The sequence below is a fragment of the Corynebacterium sp. KPL3927 genome (assembly GCF_040225835.1).
GTDB lineage: Bacteria > Actinomycetota > Actinomycetes > Mycobacteriales > Mycobacteriaceae > Corynebacterium.
Genome location: NZ_JBEHGD010000013.1, coordinates 33,036 through 52,366, shown reverse-complemented (window position 1 = coordinate 52,366; position 19,331 = coordinate 33,036). Strand labels below are relative to the sequence as shown.

Sequence of the window (19,331 nt, the reverse complement as noted above, 5' to 3'; positions counted from 1 at the left end):
AAGCGACTAGTGCTCGTTGTCCTACTTTACGGTGCGCGGGGTGGAAACCAGAAAGCGCCACGGTTTGGAAGAAGCTGTAGAAAAGCTTAAATTAAGCTTCCCCGTAAGGGTGCGAACTTTCGGATGATGGCTGGAACAGCACCCTGTGAGTTAAGGCACATGGTGAAGGCGCAGACAGGGGGTGCGGTTGGAACATTGTGCAGGTGGGGCGGTAACCTACTGAATCGTGGATATAAATTGAGCGCCCTGGGTCTCCTTTAAAGCTTCAAAAAGGCTGGGAACCAAGCATTTATCCATTATTCTGATTGGGTAAGGGTGCTCTGTGAGTATTCGAGAAGTTTGTGTGGACAGAAAGGCAGAACACACGTGGGACAGCGTAATAAGCGCACCTTCGCCCGTAAGGCGGGCGTAGCTGGCGCACTTGCCCTAGGCGGTCTCGCCCTGGCTGGTTGTGACGTTCAGGCGCCAACTGCTGTAGAGAACCTCCTGGGATTCGGTTGGCCAAAGGGTGTGACCCCTGAGGCTGAGGCAATGTACAACTTCTGGATCTGGGTCTGGGTAGCAGCTTGGATTGTCGGCTTCGTTATGTGGGGCCTCTTCCTTACTGCAATCTTCCGCTGGAGCGCGAAGAAGGCCAAGCGAGATGGCAAGGGTGAATTCCCGCGCCAAACGCAGTACAACGTGCCATTGGAGATGGTGCTGACCATCGTTCCGATCTTGATCATTATGACCTTGTTCTTCTTCACGGTGCAGACCCAGCAGAAGGTCACCGCATTGGATAAGGATCCAAAGGTTACCGTTGACGTCACGGCATTCCAGTGGAACTGGAAGTTCGGCTACGCCGAGAACCACGTCAATGGTGAGAACTACAACGGTGCGGACGAAGCGCGTCAGGCTGAAGCGGAAAAGACCGCCCATGACCCTGAGGGTGTGGACAACCCCAACCCAATTCACGGTAAGTCCAAGGGCGACCTTTCCTACCTCAACTACAACAAGATTGAGACCGTAGGCTCCACCGAAGAGGTTCCGGTTCTGGTGCTTCCTTCCGATACCGCCATCGAGTTCCGTCTGGCTTCCGCTGACGTTTCTCACGCGTTCTGGGTACCGGAGTTCTTGTTCAAGCGCGACGTGTACGCACACCCTGAGGCCAACGCCCAGGAGCGCAGCTTCCAGATCGAATCGATTGATAAGCAAGGCGCCTTTGTTGGCCGCTGTGCTGAGATGTGTGGTACCTACCACTCCATGATGAACTTCGAGATTCGCGTTGTGTCCCCAGAGGACTTCAATGCTTACATGGACTTCCGTGAGAAGAACCCGAATGCCACCAACGCTGAGGCGTTGAAGGAAATTGGCCAGGATCCGTACGCAGTTACCACCCACCCGTTCTCCGGCGAGCGTGACACCGCCGATGGTGACAACTCCGTCAAGACCGCGGCATAAGAGATAAGGACATTACACAATGCGTGCAACATCGAAAGTCTTTTACTCAATCGCGACTTACCTTTTCGTCTCGCTGATTGTTTATATCTTTGGCGTCACCCTCGTGAAGGATGATGGTTACCTCTACGGCGCCGAGTGGGTTGGCATCGTGGGTATGTTCCTCTCCGTCGTGCTCTGCCTTATGCTGGGCGGCTACCTTCACTTCACCGATAACCGCAGCGACGTTCTACCGGAAGACTGGGAAGAAGCAGAGACCGAAGACTCCGCTGGTATCTTGGGCTTCTTCTCGCCGAGCTCCATCTGGCCACTGGCCATGGCTGGTTCCATCGGTTTCTTGGGCCTAGGCGTCATCTTCCTTTACTACTGGCTCATCGCCTTGGGCGCTGTCTGCTTGATTGCAGCTTGCGCCGGCCTGTCCCTGCAGTATGGCCTGCCTAAGGAAAAGCACTAGTACTTAGCTAGTCGCAACCACTGCCAAAACTTCTCAGCCCTCCTCACCACGCCGTGGTGAGGAGGGCTTTGGCGATCCGCGTCGTAAATCAAATAGAAAAGTTCCCGAGGTTCCACAATTTCTTTATGGGAGGGGGAGAGGGGCTGCGCCCAGGCTTTAAGTGGGCAGCAAAAGCGCATCGTAGCACGTAAACCGCAATTTCTGCGGGGGTCAACCGAAAGTTGCAAAAGAGCGATTTTCCCCGGAAACCGCCGTGTGATTTATCTCTCTAAGAAATTTGCTGAAACCGGTTGCGGAAGAGGGTCGAATCAACGTGAGCGAGGTAGTTGAAACGGTGGGCATCGTGGCCATAGATGAAGTTTAAGGGCGTCACCTGCGTTGATGTCCCGTCGTAAAAGAATGCAAAAAGTTCCCGCGTTATTAATCTTGATAGGCCTCAAGATATTCCTTATCGGTAGCTGGCAATTTAGTGAAAACCGAATAGAGGAAGCGGGGGGAATTGAAGTGACTTTAGCGTCCAGAACAGCCATAATTACCACTGTGACGAGCGTAGTTTCTAACCAAGGTATGACAGCACCACGTGTTGCCTCGCTGAACCGACCCAATATGGTCAGCGTGGGCACCATCGTGTTCCTGTCTCAGGAATTGATGTTCTTTGCCGGACTGTTCGCGATGTGGTTCACCTCGCGAGCGAACGGCCAGGAAGGCGATTGGGCAGAGCACACTGCCCATATCAACCTGCCAATGGGCTTTCTCATTACTGCAGTGTTGATTTCTTCCTCCGTGACCTCGCAGTTCGGCGTGTTTGCCGCAGAAAGGGGTGACGTTTACAAGCTTCGACTCTGGTACACCATCACGCTGGTATTGGGTGTTGTCTTCCTGGGCATCATGGCGTTTGAGTGGGCTGAGTTGATTCACGCAGGCGTGACGGTACAGTCCAGCGTCTTTGGTTCGGTGTTCTACATCATCACCGGCTTCCACGCTGCGCACGTAACCGCCGGTTTGATTTCCTTTGCAATCATCCTGGCGCGTATCGCTAAGTCTAAATTCACGCCGGCACAGGCTACCGCCGCGATGGCAGTGTCCTACTACTGGCACTTCGTTGACGTTGTGTGGATCGGTGTGTTCACCGTTATCTACTTGATTCAGTAGTGTCGGCGACCCTCTCCCCAAAACAGTCCTCCCGTGTTCGAGTTATCTAAAGGAAAATGATGGATAACAATTCGCAGTCCGCGGCAGTGGAGCAGACCACTGCCTCGGCTAAGAAGACCCGCCGTCGCCGCAAGGCGAAGCGCACCCTTGCAGGTGGCTTTGCTTTGGCCATCGGTTTGACCGGCGCTGGCGTCTTGGCCTCTGCCTTGACGCCTGACGCTCAGGTCGCTACGGCGGAAAAAGATGATCAAGCCCTCGTGCAAGAGGGTAAGGACATCTACGACACCGCTTGTATCACTTGCCACGGTGCCAATCTGCAAGGCATCGAAGGCCGTGGCCCCTCTCTCGTAGGTATCGGCGCCGGCTCTGTGTACTTCCAGGTTCACTCCGGCCGTATGCCGATGATGTCCAACGACGCACAGGCAGAGCGCAAGGCTCCTCGTTACACCGAACAGCAGACCTTGGCGCTGGCCGCTTATGTTGCTGCTAACGGCGGCGGCGCAGACATTGTCTACAACGACGATGGAAGCATCGCCCAAGAATCCCTTCGCGGCGCCAACTACAACGGCCAGATTCAGGCCGAAGACGTTGCCAAGGGCTCTGAGCTTTTCCGCATGAACTGCGCATCCTGCCACAACTTCACCGGTCAGGGTGGCGCGCTGTCCTCCGGTAAGTACGCCCCGGAGCTGGCACCTGCTAACGAGCAGGAAATCTACCAGGCAATGTTGACTGGTCCGCAGAACATGCCAAAGTTCTCTGACCGTCAGCTGACTGCAGATGAAAAGAAGGACATCATCGCCTACTTGAAGTCTGCAGAAGAGACTCCGTCTCCTGCCGGTTGGGACCTTGGCGGTCTCGGCCCAGTGGCTGAAGGCCTGGCAATGTGGATTATTGGTATCAGCGCACTGTGCGCCGCTGCTATGTGGATTGGATCGCGCTCATGAGCAATGTGAAAAAGAATTACACTGACGCAGAGCTCGATAAGATGAGCAATGATGAACTTGCTGCACTTGGTACCGAGCTCGATGATGTCACCGTAGCGTTCCGCAAGGAGCGTTTCCCGGTTGAAGGTGACCCCGCGGAAAAGCGTGCGGGTCGCAATGTCGCCATTTGGCTGGCACTCTCCGTTATCGGCGGATTGGCTTTCTTGGGCGTCTACCTCTTCTGGCCTTGGCAGTACAAGCAGCTAGGGGAGGACGGCCTCGTCTGGCACACTCTCTACACCCCGCTGCTTGGTATTACCGCTGCATTGTCCATTTTCGGACTCGGCTTTGCCATCGTTCAGTACGTGAAGAAGATCCTGCCGGAAGAAATCTCCGTGCAGCGTCGCCACGATGGTCCTTCCGAAGAAGTTGACCGCCGTACTCTTACCGCTCTCTTGAACGATTCTTGGAAGACCTCCACTCTCGGCCGCCGCAAGACCATCCAAGGTCTGCTCGGTGGTGCAGGCGTTCTCTTCGGCTTGACTGTTATCGCCCCGCTTGCCGGCGCAATCCGCAATCCATGGAAGGTTCGCCACGAGGTGAACTACGCCGGTGACGGCACGCTGTGGACCTCCGGCTGGACGATGCACGAGAAAGGCGTAAAGCTTTACCTCGCTCGTGACACCGGCACCATCGCTGAGAAGCACTCCGGCGAGTCCGGCGAACACTACACCACCGAAGGCGTTACCCGCCTAGTGCGCGTTCGCCCCGAGGACTTGGCTGCCGGCGGTATGGAAACCGTCTTCCCGCTCGCGGAAGAAGACGTCAACGATGGTGACCAGTACGACGCTAAGCGCGACGTATACGAGCACCACATGCACTCCATCCACGGCAACCGCAACGCTGTGATGTTGATTCGTCTGCGCCACTCCGATGCGCAGAAGGCGATCGAGCGTGAGGGGCAGGAAAACTTCCACCACGGCGATTACTACGCCTACTCCAAGATTTGTACTCACATTGGTTGCCCAACGTCGTTGTACGAGGCACAGACCAACCGAATCCTGTGCCCCTGCCACCAGTCGCAGTTCGACGCATTGCACTACGGTAAGCCGGTCTTCGGCCCGGCCGCCCGTGCTCTGCCACAGCTGCCCATCACGGTGGACGATGAGGGCTACCTTGTTGCAGAAGGCAACTTCATTGAGCCTGTCGGTCCGGCATTCTGGGAGCGTAAGTCATAATGAGCAATAAACTCGCCCAAATGGGCAACAACATGGACGAGCGCTACAGCGCCGCCGGCGTGCTAAGGACGCAGCTGAACAAGGTCTTTCCGACCCACTGGTCCTTCATGCTCGGTGAGATGGCGCTGTACAGCTTCATCATTCTTCTACTAACCGGTACATACCTGGCGCTATTCTTTGACCCTTCCATTACGAAGGTCATCTACGACGGCACCTACGCACCGCTGAACGGCGTTGAGATGTCGCGCGCCTACGCAACGGCCCTTGATATTTCCTTCGAGGTACGTGGCGGACTCTTCGTTCGCCAGATGCACCACTGGGCAGCACTGCTGTTCATGATGTCGATGGTTGCGCACATGCTGCGTATCTTCTTCACCGGTGCTTTCCGTCGTCCGCGCGAAGCCAACTGGATTATTGGTTGCACCCTTATCCTGCTGGGCATGATCGAGGGCTTCCTCGGTTACTCCCTGCCGGATGACCTGCTTTCCGGTGTCGGTCTGCGCATTATGTCCGCCATCATCTTGGGGCTGCCGATTATCGGCACCTGGTTGCACTGGGCCATCTTCAACGGCGACTTCCCGTCCGACTTGATGCTGGACCGCTTCTACATCCTCCACGTTCTGGTCATCCCAGGCATCATCTTGGGCCTTATCGCAGCCCACTTGATCATGGTCTGGTTCCAGAAGCACACCCAGTTCCCTGGACCGGGTCGCGCAGAAAACAACGTTGTCGGTGTCCGCATTATGCCGGTCTTTGCAACTAAGGCAATTGGTATGGGCATGATGGTCGCTGGTGTGCTGGCTCTGATGTCCGGTTTGCTAACCATCAACGCTATCTGGTTGCTGGGTCCGTACAACCCCTCCCAGGTGTCTGCAGGTTCCCAGCCCGATATCTACATGCTCTGGACAGACGGTGTGGCTCGTGTCATGCCGGCTTGGGAGCTGTACTTGGGCAATTACACGATTCCTTCCGCTTTCTGGGTCGCGTTGTTGTGTGGCCTGATGGTCGTACTGCTAATCACCTACCCGTTCTTGGAGAAGAAGTTCACTGGTGACGATGCGCACCACAACCTTCTGCAGCGTCCGCGTGACGTTCCTACCCGTTCCGCAATTGGTGCTGCAGCAATCGTGTTCTTCTTGTTGGTCACCTTGTCCGGTGGTAACGACCACGTTGCGCACTTCTTCCAGATTTCGCTGAATGCGATGACTTGGGTGGGACGTATCGGCTTGATTATCTTGCCGCCGATTGCCTACTTCATGACCTACCGCATCTGTGTTGGTCTGCAGCGTTCTGACCGTGAGGTGCTCGAACACGGTATCGCTACTGGTGTTATCAAGCAGCTGCCTAATGGTGCCTTTATTGAAGTCCACCAGCCGCTTGGCCCGGTTGACGAGGACGGCCATGCAGTACCGCTTGAGTACGCAGGCGCTCAGGTGCCAAAGCAACTTAACCACCTTGGTTACGCGGACTCCGAGATTCAGGGCACCTTCAGCCCGGATGATCCGGAACTCATGCGTCGCGTTCACGAGATTCACGAGGAGAACCACGAAGAGGAAGCGGAGATGTTCCGCCGCCTCAATGAGGCTAATCGTCGTGATGACGAGGAAAACGGCCGCATCTAATCTTCCCTTGGGGTAGCTCGATACACGCTCACTAGATAAGCCCGCTGTCGCCAGAAATTAGGCGGCCAGCGGGCTTATTTGTTTTGAATCTATTGTTTGATGTGGGCGGTCCTGCTGTCTTAGTTCTTTACCGCAGGCCCTTCTTCAGGAGGCTGGTGCGTATGGATTGGAAGAGGTAACTTCGCGCACTGATTTCTAAGGAGGCTGCGAGAAGTTCGCCGGTTAAGCGATCTCAGTAATGAAAATATATAGTCTCAGCTCTTGCTGAAGGCCTGCAGACGTTTCCCCGCGAAAGCTTGCGTAAAAGCTGGGTACTTCGCGCCTAATGCGCATGGTTGATGATCTCGAGAGCAAACTAAAGAACTGCCTGGCGAGCCAACTGGATTCGTCAGGCAGTATTCAAAAGCATCGGTGCGATTGGCGTCTGAATCCGATGCTTTTGTTGGGGAGTAGTGCTGGCCTATATCCGATACAACGGGGGCCTTTTCTACTTTGTTAGCGAGTCGATGAGAGTAACCCCAACGATCAATGGGCTACATCAATCTCGTAGTCCAAATATTGCTTTATGAGAAGGCAACAAGCAACAACTGATTCTCCGGAGTACCGTTTAGAAGAGCTGGAAAGAACTGTCGCAAACTTTCCAGTCTCCATCTTCCTTCTTCAACTGAATTTCACTGGTATTGAAATAGTCTGCAAATTCTTCGTTATCTGAAGTCACATAGGCTTCATCGTCGGACGAGGACTCAGACTCTTCTAGATCTTTGACCGCATCGTCCTTCTTGTCCCTTAGCTCTTCGAGCTCGTCTTCACTTGGAACATCTGAGGGATTCATGCTTTGGACTGTTGCAACAACTTCATCTGGGGATACTGGGTTTCGCTGCTCTTTGCAGAGATAATCTGTCTGGAATTCATTAGCTTGGTCTACCCAGTCGTGTGCCGATTCTTCGGCCTTTTTGCTGTCGCCAGATTGGTGTTGCTGAGCAGCTTCCAATAGGTTTGTGTGAACTTCCATTTGCTCGTCGGCGGCATTCTTTAGAGCCTTTTCTGGCCCTCCAGAGGAGCCGCAGCCAGTGATGGCTAGTGAAGTGGCCAGTAAGGCGCTTCCCAAGGTAAGCATTCTACGCATTTTCTTCTCCATTCTTTAAAGTAAACGGTGTATCGAGCCATGGCTCTCCGGTCATGGCAACACGGAGTAATTGAAATTTCAGCTGAAATTCAGTATTAGGACAGCCAATTATCAGCCTAACAAATTGAACCCGTAGGCACCTCCGCACTGTGGGATATTTGATGCATCGTTTACGGTGACGAATGCGGTGATGTAACCGAACAATTGGGGCAGCGTGAAGTCATAGCACTCGTCGTGTAGGAGTCACCAGCGCGACTGAAGTGACCGTCGAGTTTGTTGCAAGCACATACGGGGATGACAGGGGCTGGTGCTGGGATTGACACTAGATGGTTCATTCTGAGGAATGATAAAGCTGCAGAATTTCTGGGCATACCAGGCGGACCCACGCGGCATAGGGGGCAACTTTCTAAACAAGCCAAAGAAAGCAGCTTTGTCGCCGGACCTTACGGCAAAAAGGGGTTGTTCCGATGTTGCACGTTGAAGGGGTGGGTATAGACGAGCAGTAACTGGTCTTGTATAGCGAGAAGGGGCCTGAAGCTCAGTTTGTGATCCGCATTTTCCAAGCAATGTTAGCCAGTTGCAGACTGTGGTTAAGTATCTTTTGAATAGTTAGGGTCTGTTAAAGAATGAGTCTGATGACACGGAAGGGACCAAACCAAAGCGTATGTGAGGAACCTCACATATAATATTTTTGGCGCTCTTTACTTGGAGTTTGAAGAGTAAATCGCCGGTTGCGGAGTGTGTGAGTTTCGGCCATTTCTGCAGTGTATCCCCTTTAAAATTCAGTAATAACTTTATTGGATGCTCGTTATGGTGCGTTTGTCTCGGCTTGGTCAAAATAAGATAACGAACGTGTAACGAAGCCGGATCCGAGATTGCGAATGGACATTGATTGTGATGATTTCGTAACCTATTCGAGACATTGAGTTACCGCCCGAAAGGTGCTCAATAGGAAATGAAAATTTAAAGCGTCGCATCTGGCTCCTCCTAGTGAGGGGCCGAGTGGAGGAAGGCCTAAAGGAACGGTCTTCCAATGAACACTAGGCCCTAGGGTCAGAGCTTTTCTACAAGGAAAGTAGACGCGTAGGAAGATTTGGAGTTTTTCTCGTGGCAAAGCACCGTCGTCAGGGCACTGTAAATACCCGTCGTATCGCATCTACTGCAGCCATCGCTGCAACCGCAGCCGTCGCCGCCCCAGGCGTCGCTCAGGCTGCCGAGGTCGTTGTTCCTAATACCGACTACCGTTTCGAGGTTGCCGGTCTGGAAAACGTCCCGAACATTGACCAGGTCCCAAACATTGACAAGTACGTCCCGTCCTTGGGCCAGGTTTCCAACCAGGGTGGCGACGATTTCGTCGCTGCTGCAGAGCAGCAGGCTGCTCCGGCCCCGTCCACCGTTGGTCAGAAGGCTCTGGAAGCTGCACGCTCCGTCCTTGGCTCGCCGTACGTTTACGGCGCTGCTGGCCCGAACGCTTTCGACTGCTCCGGTTTGACCAGCTGGGCTTACTCCCAGGCTGGCGTTCAGATTCCGCGTACCTCCCAGGCTCAGGCTGCTGGCGGTACCCCTGTTTCCTTGGACCAGCTCCAGCCTGGTGACATCATTTCCTACTACGGTGGCGCTTCCCACGTCGGTATCTACACCGGCAACGGCACCATCATTGACGCGCTTAACTCCGGCACCCCTGTGCAGGAGCGCGACTTGAACTACATGCCGATTAACAATGCCGTGCGCTTCTAATTGGCAGTGATATGACATGCCCTTCCCTTTGTGAAAAAGGGAAGGGTTTTGTTGTGCAACGGCGGCTAAAACCCGCTATAGTAAATTCGATTTTTGAAAATTTTGAGTTGAAGGTCTTTTCGTGTCTAAACGTGTGCTCCCAGCTGCTGCATTAACCGCAGTCCTCGCTGTCACTTCACTTTCTGGCCTCCCGCAAGTTATTGCGCAGGAGGCGGAACCGAACCAAGAGTCTGCTTCTGAAAACGTCGATGATCTGGTCGATCGCGTCGGAGAGGTTGCTCGAAAGGTCTCGGCGAAGAATGAGGAAGTCAAAGAGCTAGAAGATAAGCTCGCGGCCAAGGAAGAAGAGGTCGCTCAAGCGGAGCAAGACTCCGCAGAGGCCCAAAAACGCGTACATGACGCGCAGGGCGATGTCTCCACGCAGCAAGGTCGCGTGGACGACTTGGCACAGTCTCGCTACCGGGGAGACTCCCGTTCCGCCGTTTCGGGCGCGCTGGCTGCAGAAGACCCAGCAGACGCCGTAGAGCGCATGGGATACTTGGGCGCGCTTTCGCGCAAGGCGCAACGCACCCTCGATGCCAAGGCAGATGCAGCCTCAATGGCTGAAGCGGTTCAGCAAGAAGCCGCTGACGCTGCGAAAAAGGTGCGCGAGGAAAAGAAGGACCTCGAAAAGCAGCGCGATGAACTGGTAAAGCAAAAGGATGCGCTGGAAGAGCAGCAGGCAGATATCGAAGCTCAAGTGGATGCGCTGAGCGATGAGCAGCGCGAAGCTTGGGAAGGACAATTCGGCGGCACGGATAAGCTGGATTTCGACTTGGGAGAGATCGCCGATGGCGCTAGCTCTGCGGCTCTGTCCAAGTTGGGTTCGCCCTACGGCTGGGGTTCTGCCGGTCCGAACCAGTTCGACTGCTCTGGCCTGATGTACTGGGCATACCAGCAGATTGGAAAGACCATTCCGCGTACCTCGCAAGCACAAATTGCAGGTGGCACGTCCGTGCCGGTGGATCAGCTGCAGCCTGGCGATATCGTGGGCTACTACCCAGGAGTTACCCACGTCGGAATGTACATTGGCAACGGCCAGGTAGTACACGCCTCGACCTATGGCGTGCCAGTTCAGGTCGTGCCACTCAACTCGATGCCTATTTCGGGGACTGCGCGATTCTAAGTGGCCCGCATACTGCTGGTAACGAATGACTTTCCTCCCAAAGTCGGAGGAATCCAGTCCTACCTGCGGGACTACCTAGAAGCGCTCGACCCAGACGATGTCGTAGTATTCGCTTCAACCCAACAGCCACCTGAGGACTATGACGCCTCTGTTGCCTATAAAGTCATTCGGTGGCCACATCGCGTGATGCTGCCCACCCCGGCAACCACGCGCCGCATGCAGGAGATCATCCGGCAGGAAGCCATTGACGTCGTGTGGTTTGGTGCGGCGGCACCACTGGCGCTGATGGCAAAGGCTGCGCGTCAGGCGGGGGCGCGCCGCGTGGTGGCAACGACGCATGGCCACGAGGTGGGGTGGTCTATGGTTCCACTGGCCCGGCAATGCCTGCGGCTGATTGGCAATAACGCCGATGTCATTACGTATATCTCGGATTACACTCTACGGCGCCTGCGCGGGCCGTTTGGTCCGCACCCGGAGTGGGCTCACCTGCCTTCTGGGGTCAGTCTAGATTCGCTTTCTCCCGCAACCCTTGCGCAGCGCATAGCAGCGAAGGCGGAGTTTGGAGTGAGCGGACCTACCATCGTCTGCATTTCCCGGTTAGTCCCGCGCAAGGGGCAAGACCAATTATTGCGGGCGATGCCGCAGGTCAGAAAAGAATTCCCCGATGCGCAGTTGCTGTTGATTGGGCGCGGGCGTTATCACGATGCATTGCAAGAATTGGCGAAGCTTTATTGCCCCGATGCAGTGATTCAGCCGGCCCCCAACATCGAAACCGCGCTTCACGCCGCGGATATTTTTGCCATGCCAGCCCGCACACGCGGCGGAGGCTTGGACGTGGAAGGCTTGGGGATTGTTTACCTAGAGGCACAGGCCTGCGGGGTCCCAGTCGTCGCTGGTGACTCTGGGGGAGCGCCGGAGACTATTACGAAGGAGACGGGGATCGTCGTCAAGGGCATATCTGTTGATGAGCTCGTGGATGCTTTGAAAGAGCTCTTGCGTTTGCCAGAAATACGTACTCGTATGGGGCAGGCGGGACGCAGGCACGTCGAAAAGCACTGGAGCTGGGAGATTATGGGGCAGCGGCTGAGAAAGCTTATGGCTTGATGTGACCCTGGCCCGGTTGTCGGTATATTCTGATATCCATGCTTGAAAATAACTCCGCCGATCTTACTATCGGCTTCGATGTCGGTGGCACCAATGTGCGCGGTGGAGTAATTACTCGAGACGGAGAAATCCTCGCGAGTCGCACCATGCCAACCTCGGGGGATCCGCGCCAACTTGATGATGACCTGGTAGCAATCGTCGAGGAGCTGCGCGCAGACTATCCCGTGGGCGCGGTGGGCCTTGCCGTGGCGGGATTCCTAGACCCAGAGTGTGAGACAGTCCGCTTCGCCCCGCATCTACCGTGGCGGAATGCGCCCGTCCGGAAAAACCTTGCGGAGCGCTTGGGGTTGCATGTCCGGCTGGAGCACGATGCCAACTCCGCCGCTTGGGGAGAATGGCGCTTTGGCGCAGGGCGCGGCGCGAAGGATTGGGTATTTTTTGCGGTCGGCACCGGCATCGGCGCGACCTTAATGACCCATGACACCATCTACCGAGGCGCCTTTGGTACTGCTCCGGAATTTGGTCATATCGTCGTGGTGCCGAATGGCAGGCAGTGCTCGTGCGGCAAACGGGGCTGTTTGGAGCGCTATGCCTCAGGCACGGCCCTGCCGGATACCGCGCGCGAACTGCGGCCAGACTATGAGACCTCCTTGCCGCCATATCCCACCGGTGAGCAGGTTGCACGCGCAGCACGTGGGGGAGACCCACTCGGTATTGCGGTAATGGAGAACTTTGGGCAGTGGTTGGGCCAAGGCTTATCCATCGTGTCTGATGTGCTCGATCCAGAGCTCATTGTCATTGGCGGCGGGGTGTCCCAAGATGCGGATATGTACTTAGAGGAAGCCACCGCTGCCATGGGCCGGGATATAGTCGGCGCTGGGCATCGCCCCCTTGCTCGCGTTGCAACCGCGGAATTGGGCTCGGCAGCAGGTATGATTGGCGTAGCTGACCTGGCCCGCCGCGGCCACTAGAATGAGCGAAGGACGAGCTGGAGATGAAAAACAAATGGTACTGGGCGTTTAAGCACATCTTTTTCGGGCCCGCCCTGCGTGTATGGAACCGCCCTTGGTCAGAAGGAATGGAAAAAATCCCTGCTGAGGGTCCCGCGATTTTGGTATCCAACCATCAAGCGGTGATGGACTCTTTCTTCTTCCCCCTGCTGTGCCCGCGCCAAATTACTTTTTTGGCCAAGTCAGAGTACTTCACCACCCCCGGCCTCGTGGGCGGCATGCAGAAATGGTTTTTCAGCTCCGTCGGGCAAGTTCCCATTGAACGGGATCATGAATCAGCTAGCCAGGCCATGCTCGAGACCGCGCGAAAGATTTTGGGGCGCGGTGATCTCTTTGGTATCTACCCAGAGGGCACCCGGTCCCCAGATGGACGTGTGTACAAGGGGCGTACCGGGATGGGGCGCATTGCCATGGAGACCAATCAGCCGGTCTATCCCATCGCTATGATCAATTCCCGCAAGGCTAACCCGATCGGTTCGTGGATTGTCCGACCCGCCAAGGTGGGAGTGCGAGTGGGAGACCCTATTTACCCGCATGACTGGGCGCGCGAACACGGCCTAGATCCGCAACAGCACGAGACCATTCGCGCGTTCACGGACATGGTCATGGGGACATTAGCCGAGCTCTCTGACAATCCTTACGTGGATGTCTATGCGGCTGATGTAAAGGAATCATTAAAGGCCGGCCACGGGTACCCCGCCGGTGCGGAGATTAAAGGGAGGTAATTACAATTCCTCAGGCCCGCTTAGCGTGGCCGGATACCGCAAAAGGAATTTCTATCATCGGCGTGGTGCTCCTACACATCACGCTGAAGGTGCCAGGAGCCGAACAAACGTGGCTAGCAACTCTCAATACCTATCTCGACCCCCTGCGCCTTCCCCTGTTCTTTCTGGTCTCCGGCTACTTCTCTTATAAAGTCTTTCGTTACAGTTTCGCGGAGTTATTTACCCGCCGGCTCTGGTTTTTCCTCATTCCTTATTTGGTGTGGATGTCCGTGGAGCATTTGACCAAACAGCTGGAATACCAGTGGGTTTTCGGTGACTCCTCCATGGGTATGACCGAGATGCTGCAAAATCTTTTACTTGGCCATACGATGGCGTGGTTTATCCACGCGCTCATTTTGTTCAACCTATTTCTGTGGTGTGTGCGCAAATTGCCTGCGTGGGCGGGCATCGGGCTGAGCTTTACCCCTGTTATTTTTATTGCCTGGCAGGAACAGTTTCAGTTTATTGGCAAGGCCATAATGTTCCTTCCCATCTTTGTAGGCGCCGCCTACCTTCGCGAACCGATTACCCGTTTTGCGGCTGCGGCAGAAGAGGTATTCCGCGGCTCGTGGACCGTGCGCAGTGTTGGAGCGTATGCCACGGCCATCGGCGCTTATTGTGCAGGCCTGGCCCTGCGCCACGCGTGGGACGGCAACGATTCTGATATTGCTTTTAACTGGCCCCTGCTGGGCGCGGACTTTTTGGGTTGGGGAGATATAAACCTATTAGTGCGCTTCGTGGAACAGGTGCTAGAGGTTCCCGCGGGAATCGTTGGGGCCGTGCTCATTAGCCACATTCCGTGGATTGCAGAAGGCGTGAAGTTCGTCGGCCGGCACACGCTGCCGATTTATCTCTCGCACCCCATCGGCCTGACCGTAGGCTATGGGTACTACATGGCGCATCATGACTATGCTGTGTCTTTGGCTGGGTCGTGGCCGCTGGAAAACACGTGGTTCTGGATCGCCATGTGCTTTATCTTTACGGCCATTTCCTCCCTTGCGCTGTGGGCGCTGGGAAAGGTCCCTATCCTTGGCTGGACGCTGGTTCCGCCGCGGATCGGTAGGCGCCGCCCCGCCGTAGAGCCAATGGTAGCGAACAAACAACTAACAGCACGGTAATGATGACGTAATCATTGCCAACGATGTGCTGCCACCACGTCCAATCCAGTTCCTGGTCTTCGGTATGCGGAACTTTCCAGTGGCCGCGGGCAAATAGCGCCAGCCAGGTGAGAGCCGCTAGGGTCCAGCGTCGGCTGGCAACTAAGTAGACGCCCGCTAATACCAGCCAGGTAAAGTGGTGCGACCACGATACGGGGGAGCACAGCAGTGACACAGACGCTGCCAGCAGCATGAGCACGACCTGATTGCCGTGGGAAAGGCGCTCCATGGCAAACCACACAATTGCGATGACGACGATGACGCCAACGAGCCACAGGGTTTCTGCGTTATCGGGGCTGAGGCGGGTAAACAAGCCGCGCAAGGACTGGTTGGCGCTATAGGCTAGGCCGCCGATGCGCTCGGAATCGCGCAAGGTGGAGGTCCAATACTCAATCGAGCTATGCGGATTGGCGGCAAAGGCGATAAGGCCGGCGGCCACGAAGGAACCCAGGGTGGTAAAGAAGGCCTTCCATTCGCGGCGGACAAAGAAGACAGCCAAAAAGACCGCCGGGGTGAGCTTGATGGCCATGGCGATGCCGGTCAGGATGCCACGGGCCTTTTTCACCCACAGCAAATCGATGACCACGAGTGCGGTCAGCAGGATGTTGATCTGACCAAAGCTAAAAGTCTGCGTGATTGGCTCGGCCAGCATGGCGGCAAAAAGCCCCCAGGCCGCCCATTCCTGGCTGTTTAGGGAGCGCAATACCAGCGTAATGCACACCCACAATGCGAGTACGGAGAGGACCGTGACTACTACGGCGGCAGCGGTGAGGGGGATCCACTGCAGCGGGGCGAAGAGCAGGGCTGCAAACGGTGGGTAGGTAAATGGCAGGGAAAAATTGCGGTCGGTGCCTACGAAATAGTCCCGATCATAAAGATCGCTGCCGAAGCCGGCCCCGCCTTCGCGGTAAACATCGAGGTCAATGTGGTAAAAGGCGCGAAACTCGCCCGAGAATAAGGCAGGAATATCGATAATCCACCACAGCGCCACAAGCGCGGACAGGACTAGGGGGAGGGCGGTGGTCCACAGGGCTTTATTATCGGTTCTGCTCACCCGCAAAATTTTACAGTGGCGTGATCGTGGGGCCAATTTCCCGCGCCCATCGCCGCAGCGCTAGGGTTGTAAAATGTGCGTTACTTCTATGACACCGAATTTATCGAGGATGGCAAGACCATTGAATTGGTCTCCATCGGCATCGTCGGTGAAAATGGAAGTGAATATTATGCCGTATCCACGGATTTTGACCCGTCTAAGGCCAATTCTTGGGTCAAGGAAAACGTGTTGGCTAAGCTGCCCAGCCCCCAGGATTCCGCATGGAAGCCTGCGCGCACCATCCGCACGGAAATCCTGGAGTTTCTAACGCGCAGCTCTACGCCCATTGAATTATGGGCTTGGGTCGGCGCGTATGACCACGTGGTCTTGGCACAGCTGTGGGGCGATATGGCAAGCTTGCCCAAGCGCCTGCCGCGCTATACCCGCGAGCTGAAGCAGCTGTGGGAGTTCGCCGGCCGCCCCAGCTTGCCGGCCGTGCCTAAGGGCAATCACGATGCGCTTGTCGATGCCCGCCATAACCTCGCCAAATTCCGCGCCTGCACCGAGGTCTTGCCCTTGTCCAAGGGTAATAGAATCAATTTCTAGCAGTTAACTACCAAGCGATAGGCAGTAAATGGTTAAATGGAAGAGTGAGTTGGACAGTAGATATTCCGCAAAGTGTTCTGCCTGATCTTCCACCTTTGCCAGAGGGCATTGAGGAGGTCTTCCAGGACGTCATCAAGCGTGACGCAAAGCAACAGCCCAGTTGGGATCCCACCCAAGCCGATAACGTGCGCAAGATTCTCGAGTCGGTGCCGCCCATCGTGGTTGCCCCAGAGATTGAGAAGCTCAAGCGGCAGCTTGCCGATGTCGCATTAGGCAACGCCTTCCTGCTGCAAGGCGGCGATTGCGCCGAGACCTTTGAATCGAATACCGAGCCGCATATTCGCGGCAACGTTAAGACCTTGCTGCAGATGGCCGTCGTTTTGACCTATGGCGCGTCCGTTCCAGTGGTGAAGCTGGGGCGCATTGCTGGGCAGTATGCGAAGCCGCGTTCTTCGGATACGGACGCCAATGGCTTGTTGAATTACCGCGGGGACATTGTCAATGGCGTGGAACCCACCGATGAGGAGCGCCGTCACGACCCGGCCCGCATGATCCGCGCCTACGCTAACTCTTCGGCGGCCATGAATTTGGTACGCTCTTTGACCTCCTCCGGCACCGCGGATCTCTACCGCCTGCACGAATGGAACCGCGAGTTCGTCCGTAAATCGCGCGCCGGTGCCCGCTACCAGGATCTGGCCCGCGAGATCGAAAATGGCCTGAAGTTCATGAATGCTTGCGGCGTGCAGGATTCCACACTGCACTCGGCAGAGATTTACTGTTCGCACGAGGCGCTGCTGAAGGATTACGAGCGTTCCATGCTGCGCTTGGGCCAAGACGATAATGGTGATACCAAGCTTTATGACCTGTCCGCACACCAAGTGTGGATTGGTGAGCGCACTCGTGGTCTGGATGACTTCCACGTCAACTTCGCCGCCATGATCGGCAACCCGGTGGGCATCAAGCTCGGACCGGGCGCCACCCCAGAGCAAGCCGTGGAATACGCCGAAAAGCTAGATCCCAACCGCGAGCCTGGCCGCCTGACCATCATCTCCCGCATGGGGCACGACAAGGTCCGCAGCGTCTTGCCACCCATCATCAAGGCCGTCGAAGACTCCGGGCACACCGTAGTGTGGCAGTCCGACCCCATGCACGGCAATACCTTTACCTCGTCCAACGGGTACAAGACCCGTCACTTCGACAAGATCGTCGACGAGGTGCAGGGCTTCTTCGAGGTACACCGCGATTTGGGCACCCACCCGGGCGGCGTGCACCTCGAGTTCACCGGCGAAGATGTTACGGAATGCCTCGGCGGTGCCGAGGACATCACCGACCTGGATTTGCCGGGCCGCTACGAATCCGCCGTGGATCCGCGCCTGAACACGCAACAGTCCCTCGAGCTTTCGTTCCTCATCGCGGAGATGCTGCGAAACTAGCCCCGACTAGACCCAGAGGGAAGGGGTTCCTTCGTAATAGGAGGAACCAAACCACCACCCGCTGATAGCGACCGCACCGGTTGCCACCACCACTGCGAGGAGAAAGACCAGCAGTGAGGCAGGATGGCGATTGGTTAGCGGCCGTTCGGCGGGTTCTTCTTCTGCCGCCTGTGCCGGAGGATGCGCGGGAGAATGTGCTGCTGCTCCCGCACCCGTAGCGGGCGCAGGTCCGGGGACAGGCGCTGGGGCTGGGGTCGGTGCTGGAGCAGGAGCCAGCGGCGGCTCGGGGGAATCGTCGACGGGCGCCTGGGGTACATCGAGGCGCGTTTCAAAGTCTGGCTGCGGCGGATCCGGCTCGGGCTCGGGAGGAATAACCTCGGTGGGCCCGCCGTCTAAATGCTCGGTGGCGCCCTGTGGGATTGTCCGCGTGGGCTCAAATACATCCGTGGCGCCGATGCCGGAATAGTCAGTGGGTGTTTGTGCGGTGCGCGCGGCAGCGGCGTTGCGGGGGACCGGGATGGTGACCGTGGGTAGATCCAACTCTCGGCAGATATCCTCGATGGCATCGAGAAACTCCCCCGCATCGGCAAAGCGCTCGCGGGGATCGCGGGCAGTGGCGGTGGCCACGAGGGCATCGACAAGCTTAGGCACGCCCTCAGCGCGCGTGGATGGGGCGGGAACATCCGCGTATAGGCGCGCGGTGGCGTGCGCGATCGGGGTATCCCCAGAGAAGGGCACGGTCCCGGTCAAGAGCTCAAAAAGCACAATGCCGGCCGAATACACGTCGGTGGCGGGGGTTATATCTTCACCGGTGACCTGTTCCGGCGCCAAATACGAGACGGTGCCGACGATCATATTCGAGGTCGCCTGCGCATTCCTCGCACGCACCAAGCCGAAATCGCCCAATTTCACCCGGTGATGCGAGGTAATGAGCACGTTATCCGGCTTAATATCGCGGTGGATAAGCCCCGTGGAGTGCACCTCGGTCAAGCCTTGGAGCACGCTCCGCAGCGTCGATAATGCGGCAGGAACGGTAAGCGGGCCACCTTCGGCAAGCAGCTCTCGCAAAGTGCCGCCATCGATAAGCTCCATGATGAGGTAAATGGGCTCGCCATCGGCGGAAAAATCATGAATGGCCACAAGGTTGGGGTGCTGCAACCGCGCCATCGCGCGGGCCTCGCGGGAAAAGCGCTTGATAAAAACCGGGTCATCGTCATAGCGCTCATCCATGACCTTTGCGGCCACTTGGCGGCCCAAGCGCATATCCACGCAGCGATAGACGGTAGACATACCGCCGCGGGCGATGGGGCGATCGATGCGGTAACGGTCTTCCAACACGTCACCAATTTCCAACCTAGTCATACCTCCCA

General features: G+C 56.4%; 17 protein-coding genes. 14 read left to right on the top strand and 3 right to left on the bottom strand.

Annotated features, from left to right (window positions below):
- The first annotated feature begins 366 nt into the window (after positions 1 to 366).
- From ctaC to qcrB, 6 genes are all read left to right on the top strand, one after another.
- Positions 367 to 1,440 carry an aa3-type cytochrome oxidase subunit II gene (gene ctaC, locus ABRP86_RS07640; RefSeq protein WP_023023134.1) on the top strand — a complete coding sequence of 358 codons (1,074 nt, stop codon included), beginning with the start codon at positions 367 to 369 and terminating at the stop codon, positions 1,438 to 1,440.
- A 19-nt stretch (positions 1,441 to 1,459) separates the two neighbouring features.
- The gene (gene ctaF, locus ABRP86_RS07635; protein WP_023023132.1) at positions 1,460 to 1,891 is read left to right on the top strand and encodes an aa3-type cytochrome oxidase subunit IV; all 432 of its coding nucleotides are present in this window, start codon (positions 1,460 to 1,462) and stop codon (positions 1,889 to 1,891) included.
- A 540-nt stretch (positions 1,892 to 2,431) separates the two neighbouring features.
- Positions 2,432 to 3,043: an aa3-type cytochrome oxidase subunit III gene (gene ctaE / locus ABRP86_RS07630; protein WP_369707792.1), complete on the top strand. Its 612-nt coding sequence runs from the start codon at positions 2,432 to 2,434 to the stop codon at positions 3,041 to 3,043.
- Positions 3,044 to 3,099: 56 nt separating this feature from the next.
- A complete protein-coding gene (gene qcrC, locus ABRP86_RS07625) occupies positions 3,100 to 3,987 on the top strand; it encodes a cytochrome bc1 complex diheme cytochrome c subunit (RefSeq protein ID WP_005283937.1) in 888 nt (295 codons plus the stop codon).
- On the top strand, positions 3,984 to 5,204 hold the full coding sequence (gene qcrA, locus ABRP86_RS07620; RefSeq protein ID WP_034659105.1) for a cytochrome bc1 complex Rieske iron-sulfur subunit: 1,221 nt from the start codon (positions 3,984 to 3,986) through the stop codon (positions 5,202 to 5,204). The genes qcrC and qcrA overlap by 4 nt, the downstream gene beginning before the upstream one ends.
- The gene (gene qcrB / locus ABRP86_RS07615; protein WP_023023124.1) at positions 5,204 to 6,826 is read left to right on the top strand and encodes a cytochrome bc1 complex cytochrome b subunit; all 1,623 of its coding nucleotides are present in this window, start codon (positions 5,204 to 5,206) and stop codon (positions 6,824 to 6,826) included. Before qcrA ends, qcrB begins: the two co-directional genes overlap by 1 nt.
- A gap of 607 nt (positions 6,827 to 7,433) precedes the next feature.
- Here qcrB and ABRP86_RS07610 read toward each other — a convergent pair.
- On the bottom strand, positions 7,434 to 7,964 hold the full coding sequence (locus tag ABRP86_RS07610; protein WP_349863527.1) for a hypothetical protein: 531 nt from the start codon (positions 7,962 to 7,964) through the stop codon (positions 7,434 to 7,436).
- A gap of 1,095 nt (positions 7,965 to 9,059) precedes the next feature.
- On the opposite strand from ABRP86_RS07610, the gene ABRP86_RS07605 reads away from it, so the two are divergent.
- The 6 genes from ABRP86_RS07605 (at position 9,060) to ABRP86_RS07580 (ending at position 14,850) form a co-directional block, all read left to right on the top strand.
- Positions 9,060 to 9,689: a C40 family peptidase gene (locus ABRP86_RS07605; protein ID WP_239269954.1), complete on the top strand. Its 630-nt coding sequence runs from the start codon at positions 9,060 to 9,062 to the stop codon at positions 9,687 to 9,689.
- Between the two features lie 121 nt (positions 9,690 to 9,810).
- The gene (locus tag ABRP86_RS07600; RefSeq protein ID WP_239269953.1) at positions 9,811 to 10,854 is read left to right on the top strand and encodes a C40 family peptidase; all 1,044 of its coding nucleotides are present in this window, start codon (positions 9,811 to 9,813) and stop codon (positions 10,852 to 10,854) included.
- Positions 10,855 to 11,958 (top strand): glycosyltransferase family 4 protein, encoded by a 1,104-nt coding sequence (locus ABRP86_RS07595; RefSeq protein WP_349863524.1) that lies wholly within the window; start codon positions 10,855 to 10,857, stop codon positions 11,956 to 11,958.
- 38 nt (positions 11,959 to 11,996) lie between these two features.
- Positions 11,997 to 12,929: an ROK family protein gene (locus tag ABRP86_RS07590; RefSeq protein WP_349863522.1), complete on the top strand. Its 933-nt coding sequence runs from the start codon at positions 11,997 to 11,999 to the stop codon at positions 12,927 to 12,929.
- Positions 12,930 to 12,952: 23 nt separating this feature from the next.
- Positions 12,953 to 13,693 (top strand): lysophospholipid acyltransferase family protein, encoded by a 741-nt coding sequence (locus tag ABRP86_RS07585; protein ID WP_349863520.1) that lies wholly within the window; start codon positions 12,953 to 12,955, stop codon positions 13,691 to 13,693.
- Positions 13,694 to 13,758: 65 nt separating this feature from the next.
- Entirely contained in the window at positions 13,759 to 14,850 is a 1,092-nt protein-coding gene (locus ABRP86_RS07580) for an acyltransferase family protein (protein WP_349863518.1), read from the top strand.
- Here the strand turns inward: ABRP86_RS07580 and ABRP86_RS07575 are convergent.
- A complete protein-coding gene (locus tag ABRP86_RS07575) occupies positions 14,756 to 15,943 on the bottom strand; it encodes a glycosyltransferase 87 family protein (RefSeq protein WP_349863515.1) in 1,188 nt (395 codons plus the stop codon). The genes ABRP86_RS07580 and ABRP86_RS07575 overlap by 95 nt on opposite strands.
- Positions 15,944 to 16,018: 75 nt before the next feature.
- Here ABRP86_RS07575 and ABRP86_RS07570 point away from each other — a divergent pair, with 75 nt between their 5' ends.
- On the top strand, positions 16,019 to 16,528 hold the full coding sequence (locus ABRP86_RS07570) for a polyadenylate-specific 3'-exoribonuclease AS (RefSeq protein WP_284784644.1): 510 nt from the start codon (positions 16,019 to 16,021) through the stop codon (positions 16,526 to 16,528).
- A gap of 44 nt (positions 16,529 to 16,572) precedes the next feature.
- On the top strand, positions 16,573 to 17,961 hold the full coding sequence (locus ABRP86_RS07565) for a class II 3-deoxy-7-phosphoheptulonate synthase (protein ID WP_349852666.1): 1,389 nt from the start codon (positions 16,573 to 16,575) through the stop codon (positions 17,959 to 17,961).
- A gap of 6 nt (positions 17,962 to 17,967) precedes the next feature.
- Here ABRP86_RS07565 and ABRP86_RS07560 read toward each other — a convergent pair whose 3' ends face one another.
- A complete protein-coding gene (locus tag ABRP86_RS07560) occupies positions 17,968 to 19,323 on the bottom strand; it encodes a serine/threonine-protein kinase (protein ID WP_239269945.1) in 1,356 nt (451 codons plus the stop codon).
- Positions 19,324 to 19,331: the final 8 nt, after the last annotated feature.

Excerpts from the sequence above, each read along its gene's own strand:
- ctaF (WP_023023132.1), top strand. The coding sequence starts at position 1,460 with ATGCGTGCAACATCGAAAGTCTTTTACTCAATCGCGACTTACCTTTTC.
- qcrC (WP_005283937.1), top strand. The coding sequence starts at position 3,100 with ATGATGGATAACAATTCGCAGTCCGCGGCAGTGGAGCAGACCACTGCC.
- qcrA (WP_034659105.1), top strand. The coding sequence starts at position 3,984 with ATGAGCAATGTGAAAAAGAATTACACTGACGCAGAGCTCGATAAGATG.
- qcrB (WP_023023124.1), top strand. The coding sequence starts at position 5,204 with ATGAGCAATAAACTCGCCCAAATGGGCAACAACATGGACGAGCGCTAC.
- ABRP86_RS07610 (WP_349863527.1), bottom strand. The coding sequence starts at position 7,964 with ATGGAGAAGAAAATGCGTAGAATGCTTACCTTGGGAAGCGCCTTACTG.
- ABRP86_RS07590 (WP_349863522.1), top strand. The coding sequence starts at position 11,997 with ATGCTTGAAAATAACTCCGCCGATCTTACTATCGGCTTCGATGTCGGT.
- ABRP86_RS07585 (WP_349863520.1), top strand. The coding sequence starts at position 12,953 with ATGAAAAACAAATGGTACTGGGCGTTTAAGCACATCTTTTTCGGGCCC.
- ABRP86_RS07560 (WP_239269945.1), bottom strand. The coding sequence starts at position 19,323 with ATGACTAGGTTGGAAATTGGTGACGTGTTGGAAGACCGTTACCGCATC.